Consider the following 15,447-nt stretch of genomic DNA (forward strand, 5'->3'; position numbering starts at 1 on the left):
GAAGGAGTTCTTGATAAGAAAGACTGCGAGAAAGTTAACTGGGGAAAGAAGCCTGATGAGGTAGATTATGAAAAAATCTACAAAGGCCGTTATCCTCTTCTGAGAAAAGCATACGAGAACAGTGATATCAGCAAGAATCCTGACTATCAGAAATTCGTAGCAGAGAACAGCTGGTGGCTGTCAGATTATGCTCTGTTTATGGCAGTAAAAGACCGTTTCGAAGGTGTAGAATGGACCAAATGGGCTGAGGATATCAGACTCCGCTGGAACAATGCCATGGATTATTATCGTGAAGAACTCTATTTTGATATTGAATTCCAGCAGTATATGCAGTTTAAGTTCTATGAGCAGTGGATGAAACTGAAATCCTATGCAAATTCAAAAGGAATCCAGATCATTGGAGATATTCCGATTTATGTTGCAATGGACAGTGCTGATGCATGGGCGCATCCGGAGCTGTTCCAGCTGGATCAGGATAATGTACCACTGGCAGTAGCAGGATGCCCTCCGGATGGATTTTCTGCAACCGGTCAGTTATGGGGAAATCCGTTATATCGCTGGGATTATCACAGAAATACAGGATATCAGTGGTGGATTTCCAGAATGAGTTATTGCTTCAGACTGTATGATGTTGTGCGAATCGATCATTTCCGTGGATTTGATGAATATTTCTCTATTCCATACGGAGATAAAGATGCAAGAGGCGGACACTGGGAAAAGGGTCCCGGAATTGATCTGTTCCGTAAGATCGAACAGGCGCTTGGATGGAAGCAGGTTATTGCAGAGGACTTGGGATATATGACAGATTCCGTACGTCATCTGGTATATGAGAGCGGCTTCCCGGGAATGAAGGTTCTGGAATTTGCGTTTGACTCCAGAGATTCCGGATGTGCCAGTGATTATCTGCCACATAACTATCCGGAGAACTGCGTGGCATATACAGGAACCCATGATAATGAAACTATCGTGGGATGGTGGAAGAGCATCACAGCAGCTGAGAGAAAACTGGCGAGAGATTATCTGTGTGATCATGCAACACCGGAAGAAGAACTGTATAAATGTTTCATCAGTCTGATCATGCGCAGTGCTGCGCGTGTCTGCGTTATCCCAATGCAGGACTATATGGGACTGGACAACAGATTCCGAATGAATAAACCATCTACAGTTGGTACGAACTGGAAGTGGAGAATCAAGAAGAGAGATCTTACAAAGAAACTCCAGAAGGAAATCTATGATGTGACACTTCGTTACGGACGTAAGAACTGGGATTAAATACATAATGAAATAACTGGAATAATGACAGCGTTTCGGATATAAATAATATTCGGAACGCTGTTTTTTTAACCGAATCAAGCAGTTATTTGGTTAAAAAAGCAACGAAGGGGATGGTTTTGGCTGCTTTGTTTCATTCAGCCAGAGTGATTTGTCAGAGGGAGAAAAAAAGGACAGTTTCGCAAGGTCTTTATTTTTGTATGAAAAAGAAAACATTGAAATTGTTTTGACAGGCGTACAATTGAAAAAGAAATGCATTGATTTTCAGGCAATGTCTGATAAAATATTAACCAGAAAAAGCAAAAGAACAGAGTTTCAGGAGGGAAAATAAATGAACTATAACAGATTAGAAACCAGTCTGATCGATGTGATCAAAGAGGAACAGGCGAAGCTTGGATATATGAAAGAGAAGATCAGCCTTTATTATCCGCTCAGTTCCCTGAATCATTTCTTTGGCGGTGAGACAGATGCTGCAGGCATGATGGAGATTTTAAAAGATTTTCCTTCTTATATAGAAGAGAAATTTGGTGAAGTAGCAGTATCACACAGAGGAGATCGTTTCTGCTTCACTGTTTCGGAAAAAGCTTCCGAATATGTACATAATAATATGAAAGAGAATGAATTTATCAAGGCATTGATCGAACTGGTTGGCAGACATGGATGTACGATAGAGGAAATTAAAGAACTGTTCCATTCTTATTCAGATAAAATCATTACTGAACCAATGGATAACGAGGAGTTTGATGTGATGATCCGCTTTGATGATGGATCAGATCCTTATTATTATTGTTTTAAAGATGAAGGATGCCATATCATTTACCACAGATTTCTGCCGGAAGACTATGCAGATTTTGGATTCTGATAAGAATGAGTGAAAAATTTTCCAACTGTCGGATCGGCAAAAATATATGTGACATTTGCAACAAAAGTATGTTATTTTTTTGTCAAATATCAACAAAAATAAGTCGAAATTCTATATTGACAGATAGTCTCAATAATGGTAATTTTTATTTGATTTAATGTTTTCATTTATAGAAACAGGTAACATTTTATTACATTATTTTACAGGAATAAAATAGATAAAATTGAGTTGACAGTTTGGAGGGAAAGATTAAATGAGAAAAACCAAAATTATCTGTACAATGGGACCGTCTACTGATAAGGGCGATGTTATGGAGCAGCTTGTGAGAGAGGGAATGGACGTAGCACGTTTCAACTTCTCACATGGACCTCACGATGAGCAGAGAGGTCGTATCCAGAAACTGAGAGAGCTTCGCAAGAAATATGACAGACCTGTTGCAGCACTTCTTGATACAAAGGGACCGGAGATCAGACTTGGATGCTTCAAGGATGGCAAGGTTTCTCTGGAAGAAGGACAGATATTTACATTTACAAATAAAGATATTGAAGGAACTAATGAGTGCGTAAGCATTACTTATAAAGAGCTTTATAAGGATGTGCAGCCGGGCGGACATATTCTGGTTGATGATGGACTTGTAGACCTGGAGGTTCAGGACATCTCAGGAAAGGACATTGTCTGCAAGGTTATTAATGCAGGTGTGATTGGCGACAAGAAGGGTGTCAATGTTCCGGGTGCAAACCTGAAGATGCCATTCATCAGTAAAAAAGACCATGATGATCTTCTCTTCGGTATCCAGGAAGGATTTGATTTCGTTGCAGCATCTTTTACACGTACTGCAAACGATATCCGCGAAGTAAGAAAAATCCTGAAAGAAAACGGCGGTGAAGAGATTCAGATCATTGCAAAGATTGAGAACCAGCAGGGCGTTGACAATATCGACGAGATTATTGAAGCAGCAGATGGCATCATGATCGCCAGAGGTGACATGGGTGTTGAGATCCCGCCGGAATATGTACCTGTTATCCAGCAGAAAATCATCCAGAAAGTTTACACAGCAGGAAAACCGGTTATTACAGCAACACAGATGCTTGACTCCATGATCTCTCATCCGAGACCAACCCGTGCAGAGGCTACAGACGTTGCCAATGCGATTTTTCAGGGAACAAGTGCAACTATGCTTTCAGGAGAAACCGCAGCCGGTAAATATCCGGTACAGGCACTTCAGATGATGAGCCGTATTGCAGAACATATGGAGCAGAATATTGATTACAATACAATCTTTAAGAAAACAGACAGAAATGAGAATCCGGATATTACAAATGCAATCGCACATGCAACCTGTCTGACCGCAATCGACTTGAAGGCCAGTGCAATCCTTGCAGTGACAAAATCCGGAAGTACAGCTCATATGATGTCCAAACACAGACCAGGATGTCTGATCGGTGCATGTACAAGCTCTGAGAGAGTTCTTCGCCAGCTGAATCTGTCCTGGGGTGTTTACCCGATGCTGATCAAAGAAGAATACAGTTCTGAGATCCTTTGCCTGAGAGCAATCGAAGCAGCACAGAAGCATAAACTTGTAAAAGTTGGCGACACTATTGTATTTGCCGGTGGTGTACCGCTTGGAATTCCGGGAAGAACAAACCTGATCCGCGTCTGCACAGTAGAATAGTGGAGCAGGTTATGAAACGGTTAGTCATAAAAAATAAAAGAAAAATCTGGCTCTGGTTTCTGTTTATCGTGCTTCTGATCCTGGCATGCAGGGCTGCGTATGTCACGGGAAATAAGAATATGCAGATAAGAGACGAGGCAGTAGAGGAACAGCAGGTAGAGAATGTAGTGGGACAGGATAAAGTGGAGAGATTATGCTGAATCAATTTTCGAGAACTGAGCTTCTTCTTGGAAAAGAAGCGATGGATAAACTGGAGAATGCCCGTGTGGCAGTATTTGGAATCGGAGGAGTTGGAGGTTATGTATGTGAAGCATTGGTCAGAAGCGGCGTAGGGGCCTTTGATCTGATCGATGATGACAAAGTATGCCTGACGAATCTTAACAGACAGATTATTGCCACCAGGAAAACTGTTGGTCAATATAAAACAGAGGTGATGCGGGACAGGATCCTGGACATTAATCCGAAAGCAGATGTGAGAATCCATAACTGTTTTTATCTTCCGGAGAATGCTGCTGATTTCGATTTTAGTGAGTATGATTATGTGGTAGATGCTGTGGACACAGTGACTGCGAAGATTGAACTGATCATGCGTGCAAAGGAGGCAGGGACTCCTGTTATCAGCAGTATGGGTGCCGGAAATAAGCTGGATGCCAGTGCGTTTCGGGTGGCGGATATCTATAAGACGAAGGTGTGTCCGCTGGCGAAGGTTATGCGTAGAGAGCTGAAGAAGCGTGGTGTGAAGAAACTGAAGGTTGTTTATTCAGAGGAACAGCCGATCAGACCAATTGAAGATATGGCGATCAGCTGCAGGTCGCATTGTATTTGTCCTCCGGGTGCTGCGCATAAGTGTACGGAGCGCAGAGATATTCCGGGGAGTGTGGCCTTTGTGCCGTCTGTCGCCGGGCTGATTATTGCAGGAGAGGTTATTAAAGACCTGACTGCGGAGTACAGAAGATAAGAAGTGTTTATTTTGAGATGTGTATGGTGTCAGAAATGGTATGGTACACATCTTTTTTTGCGGGAAATATTTGGAATCGGATGGGGGTATTACTTTTTGGATTTTATGGAATTGTTATAGGGAAAAAGTCAAAATAATATAAAAATTTATGGGATTTTCAAAAGATAATGAAAGAAAAAGGAGAGAATCTGTGATACACTGTCATTATTGACGGATAGAAATCTATTAGAACTGTGGAGATATAGAAGTTTGGTGGATCAATGTCTGAATGATGTCAGCTTAATAAATTTCAGATTGGAGGATATAACATCGGATGAAAACAAATTACAACAGAACAGTGCAGGCCTGTTTTATCGGATATGTAGTGCAGGCCATTGTGAACAATTTCGTTCCTCTGCTGTTTCTGACATTTCAGGGCAGTTACGGGATTTCGCTGCAGAAGATCACACTTCTGGTTACATTTAATTTCGGGATCCAGTTGCTGGTAGATCTGGCATCGATTGGATTTGTGGACAGAATAGGTTATCGTGCATCTATGATCCTGGCACATGCAATGGCGGCTGCAGGTCTGATTTTGCTCACAGTATTGCCGGAGTGCCTGGGAGATCCGTTTGTGGGACTTCTCATTGCAGTTATGATCTATGCCATCGGAGGCGGATTGCTGGAGGTGTTGGTAAGTCCTGTGGTGGAAGCCTGCCCTACAGATAATAAGGAAAAAGCAATGAGTCTCCTTCATTCCTTTTACTGTTGGGGACATGTGGGAGTGGTACTTCTTTCTACATTATTCTTTCGTATTTTCGGGATTGCAAACTGGAAATATATGGCGCTGGTGTGGGCATTGATTCCCATTGCAAATGGAATCCTTTTTACCAGAGTTCCCATTGCTCCACTGCTGGATGAGGGTGAAAAGGGGCTGACTATGGGAGAGCTTTTTAAGAAAAAAATCTTCTGGGTTCTGATGTTAATGATGCTCTGTGCAGGAGCCAGTGAGCAGGCGGTAAGCCAGTGGGCTTCTACTCTGGCTGAGAAAAGCTTTGGAATCAATAAAACTATCGGAGATCTGGCAGGTCCCATGGCGTTTGCAATTCTTATGGGAAGTTCAAGGGCATTTTATGGGAAATTTGGAGATAAAATCAATCTGGAACGCTTTATGCAATACAGTGCAGTTCTGTGCATGGTTTCCTATCTGATGATCGCATTTATCCCGGTACCTGCGTTGGGAATCCTTGGATGTGCGGTTTGCGGTCTGTCTGTAGGTATTATGTGGCCGGGAACCTTCAGCATGGCGGCTGCCTCAGTAAAGCGTGGCGGAACAGCCTTGTTTGCCCTCCTTGCCCTTGCTGGAGATGTGGGATGCTCATCCGGACCAACCTATGTGGGGATGATTTCAGGAGCCCTGAATGATAATCTGAAACTTGGAATCTTTGCGGCACTGATTTTCCCTGTGTTGATGATAATGGGGATTAAGATGATTGGAAGTCTGCAAAAATATGATTGAGATATATTAAAAAGTATGGAACGATTAATTTTTCATATTGATGTAAACAGCGCATTTCTTTCCTGGGAGTCAGCCAGAAGGGTAAGCCAGGGGCTGCCGGATCTCAGGGAGATTCCCTCCTGTGTGGGAGGAGATCCAAAGAAACGGACAGAGTACACACGCTGTTCCCGGACGAAATACCGGAGAAAATGTGGCCACTTCCTGTCCGTAACCTGTTATTTCTGGGAAAAGCCTCCGAGCAGAAGCTTCTGAATCAGGGAATCCGTACTATTGGTGATCTGGCAAGGGAACGGGAAGCAAATGTACAGCTCTGGCTTGGAGAAAAACCAGAGCACAGATGAAAAATGAAGACAGACAGGAAGAATAAAAGCGCAGAGATGATACTTTTTCTCTGCGCTTTTATAGCGGACTGTTATACATATTTCAAAAATTCTTCATCCTGGATCCGGGAAGTATGGATGGCATTTTGGATAGCCTGAGCCATGACTTCTGCGGCGAGAGTTCCTGCCATATTGATATCTACAGAAACATCGCCAATGCTGGCAGCATAGATGGAATCGCCGTCAGCCATAGTTGCTACAGGATTGATGCATCTGGCATAGGCACAGCGGGTCATAGAGGCAATTTTATTCAGTTCAGCCTTTGAAAATGCCCCATTGGTGATCACAGCCCCGATGGTGGTATTGCCGGTAAACTGGTCATGAGGTGTCATAAAGCGGTATAATTCGTGGACACTATCCAGAAACCCGCTTCTGTCAGGCGTTTTCAGCCCTGCGATTTTCTGACCATTTTGTGGACTAAAGATATCTCCCAGTGCATTGACAACGACAATTGCGGCCATCTGGAAATTTCCCACTGATACAGCGGCAATACCAAGACCTGACTTCATGGATTGTTTCATACCGTAAAGTTTTCCCACAGTTGCACCGGTACCTGCACCGATATTTCCGGTTCTGGTATCTGTTCCTGCAAATGCCTGACGGCAGGCTTCTTCGCCCATTTTTGCAGTTGGACGTATTTTAGGATCTCCGTAAGAGAGGTCATAGATACAGGACTGGCATACAAGGGGAACCAGTGCTGCACCGGTGTTATAACCGATATTTTGTGATTCCAGATAGTTCATTACACCGTCAGCAGCAGCCAGTCCATAGGCAGAACCTCCGGACAAGACAATGGCGTTGATAGGATTGTCGGCAGTGACAGGAGAGGTGAGAGGAGTTTCTCTGGAAGCAGGACCGCCTCCGCTTATATCGCAGCCTGCTTTTGCTCCATTTGGAAAATAAAGAACAGTTACACCGGTCTTCGCATCATGGTCAGAAGTATGGCCGATGCGTAAATTTGAAAGCTCTGTAATAGAAATCTCTTTTAGTAATGACATAAAAATCTCCTTTTGATAAAAAAAACCTGACTACAGTGACAATGTAGTCAGGGATTTTTAGTGAACCTTCCGGAACAGCAGAATTAAAAGGCTGTTCTTTTAAAGATTATGCACGTTTCAGCGCCACAGAAAGTGCCTTGGAAATGATGCTTCCCACTACAAAGCAGAAGCCCGCTTCGATCAGTCCCTGAACGCCCACAAAAGCAGCAACGAAGACAACAGGATTGCTTACTCCAAGACTGGAAACAATACCTTGAATGTAATCTGTGTTGTAGAAGAAGAGACATAAAAAGCCCATGAAGAAGAAAGTATTCAGTAACGGGCATGCCAGTGAAGCAACGTAATAGGAAAATTTCTTCGCCGGTGATTTATATAATGCTGCGAAAATAAGTCCTGTGATCCATCCTTCCAGCACACGTGCCACGATACATACAATAAAAGTGCCAAATGGATTAATGTTAAAAAGTGCGGCAGCGAAAGCTGAACTTCCTGTGACAGCCATATAGAAGCTGGTTGCACCGAAAGCAAGTCCGCATACAGCACCACCTTTCGGTCCGAGGATGATAGCTCCTACAGCTACCGGGATGGTGAGAAGAGTGATGGATAAGCCGGGAGTACGAAGGTAGCCCAGCGGGGTAAAGGACATGAGCAGAATAATGGCAATCATCATAGCCAGCTCTACCATGTAAAGAGTGCTGCTTCTTTTTGCGGCAGCTGTTGTAGTAGTTGTTGTTGTGTTCATATGAATTCTCCTTTTGGTCTGATAAAACGGCGCAATGCGTCCCCTGCTTTTCAGACAGTTTAGAGTATGGGGATCAGGCGTTATGAAAAATATACATCAGAACAAAAGATATGAAACAAGAAATATCTTCCGGTAAAAGTTTCCGGTGTGTAGACGCCTTACAGGTCGCCTCACAAATTTAACCAGACTGTGAAGTGGATGACTTTATCCACCAGACTGTCAGATGTGGAAATCAGATGCATTTTCTTTCGAATAACGCTCCCGTAAACAATAACACATTTGATTAAAAACTGCAATATTTTATAGTATGTTTGAAAATAAATACAGGATATAGAGGTGTTTCTATATCCTGTAAAAAATATTGATTATGAGATTTAGCGTTCCATCATGCTGATGGATTCAATTCCAACGCTTCCACCGCGTACCACTTCAATTCTGTGGAATTCTTCCTTGATCAGTTTAACAACTGCATCATTCTTGGTGGCTGTCTGGACAAATTCCAGAAGCAGACTGTCTTTGCCATAGTCAATGACTTTTGCCTTGAAGGTTTCTGCAATCTGAAACAGTTCAACCTTATCTTCTTTGGAACAGTTAAAAACCTTAATATACAGAATCTCTTTCATGCGGACAAATACGTCTGTGAAATCAATAACCTTAATAACCTCGATCATACGGTTCAACTGTTTTTTGATCTGTTCAAAGGTTTCATCATCGCTGACTGTTGCGATAGTCATTCGGGATACTGTAGGATCCTCGGTGGTTCCTACAGTAAGACTGATCTATCACGAGATATGTAAATGGTTAAGTGAGTTTTGTTAATTAAAATGTACTAAAATGTCGTCTTTTTTGACAAGAAATTATAGAAAATAAACAAAATAACACAATGCAAAAAACAATGCATAAAATAAAAGAATGTCCCTTTGAGGAACATTCTTTTAACGTGTCTGAAGGAAAACTTTTAATTTGGGAAGCTGGTTGTTAAAGATAAGAGTTTCCGGAAACATGAGCTGGTGAACGAATTCTTCGGCATAGGTGAAATCTCCAACATGTTCTTTTCCGTGGCTGTCGCTGGACAAAATAACAGGAAGCTGATATTTCTGACAGAGATACAGGATTCTGGCTGCATTGGCTCTTGTGTCTCCCCGATATCCTCCGGGTGCGAGGGAAGCTTCGTTTATTTCAAAAATAACATTTTCCCGTAAAGCTGCTCTTGCCAGCGTTTCATAATCTACAGGGAAATGTGTATCGTCGCAGTGGCCGAGTATTTTTACAGCAGGATGTTTTATTGCATTGATGTAAGCTTCTGTATTCTGAGATACAGAGCCTGAACGGTAGTTCTGCCGATGCATACTGATGATAGCGTAATCCAGGTTGTTCAGCAGTTCATCTGACAGATCTGTATGTCCTGCACTGTCCAGGATGTTTAGTTCAACTCCGTAAAGAATATCTATGCCGAATCTTTTTCTGGGATAAAAAGGAAGGCTTCTGAAATAAGAAGAAGTTCCGGAAGCCAGAGTTCCCGGGCCGTGGTCAGAAATCCCAAGGAGTTTCAGTCCTTTTTTGCTGGCTGCTTTTGCCATGTCAGAGATGGTACAGGTGGTTCCGTGACCGCTGGCGATAGAATGTGTGTGGATGTCAGAAAGATACATTGTTTGTCTCCTTTCCAGAGCGGTTTCTATATATGATAAGAGCCTTACGGAAGATGCAAAGCTGCTGTTTGATGGTACATTCGTTATATTCAAGTATGACAGATGAGGATTTAAATGTCAATGAGGAAACAAAATAAAAACAACTGAAATACAACAAAAATCAAATAAAAAGCAACACAAATAAACGGCTGATACATGTTAAATTATGTTGACTTCGGGAAAATGAGAAGGTATAATGGAACTATATGAAAACACGGGGGCTTATTGCTGATCAATGACAGCGATGGCACTGTTTGCTTATGTGTAGACAGTTACTTCATGAGAAAGGAGTAACATGGAAAAATTTCAAACATCAGCCATTCCCGGAATTCTCTTATGAATGGCTGGAGGCTGAACTGGATACTGGTATGATTCCACAAATATGGACAGCGAAGAAATTGCTCCTAATCTTTATGACTAATCGATAAGTATATATCGAGAGGAAATGAATCCTCAGAATTAAGTAAAAAAAGTTACCGGGAACAATGTGACCGGTAGCGAAATACAGACGCCGCACTGCCGTATGGCAAGTGCGGCGTTGTTGTTCAAAACTCTGATAGCAGAGTGAAATCAAACAAATATAAATACAGTAACAGCTCAGACAAGATGATGCAAATAAAGACACTTTTTTGGACAAACGAGGTTCTTACCCTGGAGAGCAGATCAGGGTAAAATGAAATCATCAGATATGAAGAGCGCAATTCATATATTGGAGGAAGAACAGTGAAAAGTACGGAACGATTAATTTTTCATATTGATGTCAACAGTGCATTTCTTTCCTGGGAATCAGCCAGAAGGGTGAGCCAGGGGCTACCGGATCTCAGAGAAATTCCTTCCTGTGTAGGAGGAGATCCAAAGAAACGGACAGGTATCGTGGTTGCCAAATCTATCCCTGCAAAAAAATACGGGATCCAGACCGGCGAGCCAGTAGCTATGGCTCTTCGGAAATGTCCCAATTTGGTGATCGTTCCCAGTGATTTTGAATTATACGATAAATGTTCCCGGGCATTTAAAGCAATCTGTGCTTCCTTTGCACCTGTGATGGAATCTTTTTCCATTGATGAGGTATTTCTGGATATGACAGGTACTTCTCTGATCTATCCTGACCCTGTAGCTGCTGCTCATGAGCTGAAAGACAAGATTCACAGAGAGCTGGGATTCACAGTAAATGTAGGAATTTCTACCAATAAGCTTTTGGCAAAGATGGCATCAGATTTTCAAAAGCCGGACAGAGTACACACTCTGTTCCCGGATGAAATCCCGGAGAAAATGTGGCCTCTTCCTATCCGTAATCTGCTGTTTCTGGGAAAAGCTTCCGAGCAGAAGCTTCTGAATCAGGGAATCCGTACCATCGGTGATCTGGCAAGAGAAAGAGCATCCAATGTGCAGTACTGGCTTGGGGAAAAAACGGGACATCAGCTATGGCAATATGCCAGAGGTATCGATGATTCCCCTGTAAAAGCAGTGCCTGATGAGGCAAAAGGTTTCAGCGTGGAAACTACTTTTAACGATGATATTACTTCCATAGAGCAGGTGTTTCCCATACTTTTGGAGCAGTGTGATGTTCTGGCAACCAGAATGCGCAGAAAAGATAAGAAATGCAACTGTATTTCCGTGACTTTCCGTACTTTGGATTTCAGAAACCGTTCACACCAGACAAAGCTGGAAAATGCTACAGATCTTACAGATGAAATTTATATAAATGCTACAAGACTTTTTAAAGAGTTCTGGAAAGGACAGCCGCTACGTCTGATTGGTGTGGCACTGACAGGCCTTACAGATGGCACTTATGAACAGATGTCTCTGTTTGAAGATACAGAAAATAAAGAACGCCACAGAAAGCTGGATGCAGCTATGGATGAGATCCGGATGAAATTTGGAAATGATAAGATCACCCGTGCCAGTATTATGAACAGCAATGCACGGATTGGGCGAAAAGCGAAAGCACAGATGAAAAACGAAAAGATGGAAGAACCGTAAGTAAAGGGAGGACTGAGCATTAAGAACAATGCGACAATCCTCCCTTTATAAAAATTTCAGAAAAAGTTTTATCGTTCCATCATACTGATAGATTCGATTCCTACACTTCCTCCACGTACCACTTCAATTCTGTGAAATTCTTCCTTGATCAGTTTCACTACTGCGTCATTCTTGGTTGCTGTCTGGACAAATTCCAGGAGCAGGCTGTCTTTGCCATAGTCAATGACCTTTGCCTTGAAGGTTTCGGCAATCTGAAACAGTTCAACCTTATCTTCTTTGGAACAGTTAAAAACCTTAATATACAGAATCTCTTTCATGCGGACAAATACGTCTGTGAAATCAATAACCTTAATAACCTCGATCATACGGTTCAACTGTTTTTTGATCTGCTCAAAAGTTTCATCATCACTGACAGTTGCGATCGTCATTCGAGATACTGTGGGGTCCTCGGTGGTTCCTACAGTAAGACTGTCCAGATTGTAGCTTTTTCCGGAGAAAAGTCCGGAGATTTTGGACAGAACACCTACCTGGTTCTCAACATAGAGAGAAATCCATCTTTTTTTCATTCCTTTATCCATAATAATTTTCCTCCTGATCAACAGTCCATAATCATATCTTCCAGAGTTCCGCCTGGTTTGATCATAGGATAAACCATTTCCTCAGGGTCAATGATGAATTCAATTACTGTAGGTGCCTTTGTGTTCTTTTTTGCTTCCTCGAAGGCTGCTGCAATTTCCTCTTTTTTTGTGACACGGATTCCTTTTGCCCTGTAGCTCTCTGCAAGTCTGATGAAATCCGGTGTGTACTGTGGATATTCCATGCCTTCAGTGCGGCGGGAAAGTGCTCCTGCGCGCAGATTGGTCATAGCATAGCGTTTGCCGTAGAAAAGCTTCTGCCACTGGCGTACCATTCCAAGATACTCATTGTTAAAGATACACAGGATAACCGGAAGCTCCTCCAGAATCTGCAGTTGCAAGCTCCTGAATGTTCATCTGCACACCGCCGTCACCGGAGATAACGATGACAGGTCTGTCGGGATTTCCGATTTTGGCTCCGATGCCGCCTGGAAGACCATAGCCCATTGTTCCCAGACCACCGGACATGATCATCTGTTTGCCCTCTGTGATTTCCGCATACTGGGAGACAAGCATCTGATGCTGTCCTACATCTGTTACGATAATACTGTTCTCAAATTGTTCGTTGATCTCTTTCAGGATATCCATCGGACTTAAAAGATCATTTGGACGCATTTTAAGCGGATGCTCTTCTTTCCAGTTTTTGATCAGGTTAAGCCACTTGTCCGTTGAACATTCCTGGACGTATTCGTTCATTTTGGTGATAGCCTCTTTTGCATCAGCAACAATGGGGATATCTACCTGAATGTTTCGGGAAATGGATGCTGTATCAATATCAATGTGGATAATCTGGGCATGTGGTGCAAATTCATGAAGTTTTCCGGTGATTCTGTCATTGAATCTGGTTCCGATGGAGAACAGCACATCGCAGTTGCTGACTGCCATATTTGCTGCATAGGCACCATGCATGCCAAGGTTTCCGATATAGAGTGGATGGTCTGTGGGGATAGAGCCTTTTCCCATTACGGTTGTGACAACCGGTACTTTTGTCTTTTCCACTACTTCCCGGAAAATTTCATGGGCGCGGGAGATTACTACACCGCCGCCTGCCAGGAATAAGGGACGTTTTGCTTTATTTAAAAGTTTGATGGCACGTTTGAGCTGGCCGATATGGACATCTGTGTTGGGCTTGTATCCGCGGATATTTACATTTTTAGGATATTCAGCGCTGCCGAGTTCTGCCATTACGTCCTTTGGAAGGTCGATAAGGACAGGTCCCGGACGGCCGGTGCGGGCAATGTAGAAGGCTTCTTTGATAATTCTGCCAAGGTCTTCACGTCTGCGGACAGTAACGCCGTATTTGGTGATGCTTCTGGTGATTCCTACGATGTCTACCTCCTGGAATGCATCGTTGCCGATGAGGTGGCGGGCTACCTGGCCGGTGAAGCATACAAGAGGTACGCTGTCATAGTTGGCGGTTGCAAGTCCTGTTACAAGGTTGGTTGCTCCGGGACCGCTGGTTACCAGACATACGCCGACTTTGCCGGTGGTTCTGGCGTAGGCGTCGGCTTCGTGGACAAGGGCCTGTTCGTGACGGGGGAGGATGATTTTGACATCGTCCTGTTTGTAGAGTTCATCACTGATGTCGATGGTACAGGCTCCGGGGTAGCCGAAGAGGTATTCTACGCCTTCTTCTTTTAAGGCTTTGACTAAGAGTTTGTTGCCGGATATTTGTTTCATATTTGGGTAAACCTCCTTTGTGTATGTGGATAGGACGCTCAGAAATTTATTTGTTTTCGGGTGCGGTTTCGGAGTCTAGTACATCGTTTCGTAAATAATTATACCAATCGCGTAGGATGCGGATTCGAGTGTGCTGGTATAAAAACGCAGGCGTAGCGGGCTACGCTGAGGCTTTTAGACCTGTGCAATCGGATTCGCAGACAAGTGAGTGGTATAGTTATTTCGAAAACGATGTACTAGGAACTCTAAGTGTCTGAAAATCTGCTAAAACCGTTCAGAAAAATCTCAAACTCGCCGCAGATGCGGCTCAGACAGTGAGATTTTTCTGAACAACGCAGATTTCCAGGCACTAAGAGTTACTACGACTCCTGCAAATGCACCCGAAAACAAATAAATTTCCGAGCTGTGTGTTGGCCAATACAGGGGGCAGAATGGCGCTGCGCTGATTCTGCCGAGTGTGGGGTGGCGGGTTTGATGTGACAGATTAAAGCAAGCACGAACGACTTTTTGACCCTGATATATAAATATAGTAAAAAACGCCCTGGGCTTGTTTGCCCAGGGCGAAAATGTTTTCCGCGGTACCACCTGTATTCAGAGTCTGGCTCTGCACTTTGTCAGTACTGATATACTGTGTTCCTGTAACGTGGAACTGACGTTGAAGCCTACTTGGCATGTCCGTTCAGGTCTTGTGGATCAGACGGGATATACGGTTTGGTTCACTGCTCGGGGGCTACTTCCACAATTCGTTCACGAAAGCTCGCACCGACCGCTTTCTCTCTGTGCTTCCCGGAGTTGTGTACTCCTCCCTGTCATGGCATTTGGCTGATATGAGGTATTCATTGTCCGAATAGGGTGGACAAATGTTTTCTTGGGTTACATTATACATTTATAGAGAGGAAATTGTCAACCGGGTTTTGGATAATTGCTATAAAATTTATGTTCCTGAATGAATTTTGGCTACGTTACTGAGAACGGAGTGAACAGTAATGTAATTGACAGATTTCTATATTGCTGATATAAAAAATAAATAATACAGTTGTTTGGAAGGAGGGGACATATGGATTATTTATCGAATAATGTGG

Annotated in this window: 12 protein-coding genes, 2 pseudogenes and 1 other annotated feature; of the genes and pseudogenes, 8 read left to right on the forward strand and 6 right to left on the reverse strand. The window is 43.1% G+C overall.

Annotation, left to right across the window (positions count from 1 at the left end; translation table 11 throughout):
• The 7 genes from malQ to AC075L_RS03325 all read left to right on the forward strand — a co-directional run.
• Positions 1-1,272: 4-alpha-glucanotransferase (malQ, locus tag AC075L_RS03295; RefSeq protein WP_476387135.1), on the forward strand; the 1,272-nt coding region annotated here is incomplete at its 5' end.
• A gap of 331 nt (positions 1,273-1,603) precedes the next feature.
• On the forward strand, positions 1,604-2,134 hold the full coding sequence (locus AC075L_RS03300; RefSeq protein WP_055058100.1) for a DUF3877 family protein: 531 nt from the start codon (positions 1,604-1,606) through the stop codon (positions 2,132-2,134).
• Positions 2,135-2,387: 253 nt separating this feature from the next.
• Entirely contained in the window at positions 2,388-3,806 is a 1,419-nt protein-coding gene (pyk, locus tag AC075L_RS03305) for a pyruvate kinase (RefSeq protein ID WP_025577602.1), read from the forward strand.
• Between the two features lie 11 nt (positions 3,807-3,817).
• Entirely contained in the window at positions 3,818-4,006 is a 189-nt protein-coding gene (locus tag AC075L_RS03310; RefSeq protein ID WP_055059860.1) for a hypothetical protein, read from the forward strand.
• Positions 4,000-4,764, forward strand: coding sequence for a tRNA threonylcarbamoyladenosine dehydratase (locus tag AC075L_RS03315; protein ID WP_055052637.1), 765 nt, complete (start codon positions 4,000-4,002; stop codon positions 4,762-4,764). Before AC075L_RS03310 ends, AC075L_RS03315 begins: the two co-directional genes overlap by 7 nt.
• A 313-nt stretch (positions 4,765-5,077) precedes the next feature.
• Positions 5,078-6,262 carry an MFS transporter gene (locus AC075L_RS03320; protein WP_055153347.1) on the forward strand — a complete coding sequence of 395 codons (1,185 nt, stop codon included), beginning with the start codon at positions 5,078-5,080 and terminating at the stop codon, positions 6,260-6,262.
• A 188-nt stretch (positions 6,263-6,450) separates the two neighbouring features.
• The gene (locus AC075L_RS03325; RefSeq protein ID WP_008706810.1) at positions 6,451-6,603 is read left to right on the forward strand and encodes a hypothetical protein; all 153 of its coding nucleotides are present in this window, start codon (positions 6,451-6,453) and stop codon (positions 6,601-6,603) included.
• 71 nt (positions 6,604-6,674) lie between these two features.
• Here the strand turns inward: AC075L_RS03325 and AC075L_RS03330 are convergent, their stop codons facing one another.
• From AC075L_RS03330 to AC075L_RS03345, 4 genes and pseudogenes are all read right to left on the reverse strand, one after another.
• Entirely contained in the window at positions 6,675-7,640 is a 966-nt protein-coding gene (locus tag AC075L_RS03330) for a P1 family peptidase (RefSeq protein ID WP_118617275.1), read from the reverse strand.
• A gap of 106 nt (positions 7,641-7,746) precedes the next feature.
• On the reverse strand, positions 7,747-8,382 hold the full coding sequence (locus tag AC075L_RS03335; protein ID WP_055153341.1) for an ECF transporter S component: 636 nt from the start codon (positions 8,380-8,382) through the stop codon (positions 7,747-7,749).
• Between the two features lie 374 nt (positions 8,383-8,756).
• Positions 8,757-9,158 (reverse strand): annotated as a pseudogene (ilvN, locus tag AC075L_RS03340) (acetolactate synthase small subunit); the annotation flags it as partial.
• Between the two features lie 159 nt (positions 9,159-9,317).
• Positions 9,318-10,031: a phosphatase gene (locus AC075L_RS03345; protein ID WP_055153339.1), complete on the reverse strand. Its 714-nt coding sequence runs from the start codon at positions 10,029-10,031 to the stop codon at positions 9,318-9,320.
• 762 nt (positions 10,032-10,793) lie between these two features.
• On the opposite strand from AC075L_RS03345, the gene AC075L_RS03350 reads away from it, so the two are divergent.
• On the forward strand, positions 10,794-12,050 hold the full coding sequence (locus tag AC075L_RS03350) for a DNA polymerase Y family protein (RefSeq protein ID WP_055153337.1): 1,257 nt from the start codon (positions 10,794-10,796) through the stop codon (positions 12,048-12,050).
• Positions 12,051-12,118: 68 nt separating this feature from the next.
• On the opposite strand, the gene ilvN (AC075L_RS03355) is transcribed toward AC075L_RS03350, so the two are convergent.
• Both ilvN (AC075L_RS03355) and ilvB read right to left on the reverse strand, forming a co-directional pair.
• On the reverse strand, positions 12,119-12,628 hold the full coding sequence (gene ilvN, locus AC075L_RS03355) for an acetolactate synthase small subunit (RefSeq protein ID WP_022381366.1): 510 nt from the start codon (positions 12,626-12,628) through the stop codon (positions 12,119-12,121).
• A 17-nt stretch (positions 12,629-12,645) separates the two neighbouring features.
• A pseudogene (gene ilvB / locus AC075L_RS03360) lies at positions 12,646-14,365 on the reverse strand (biosynthetic-type acetolactate synthase large subunit).
• A gap of 553 nt (positions 14,366-14,918) precedes the next feature.
• Positions 14,919-15,187: a binding site (T-box leader), on the reverse strand.
• Positions 15,188-15,447: the final 260 nt, after the last annotated feature.

The organism is Blautia sp. ZXY-1-B12 (assembly GCF_056339915.1).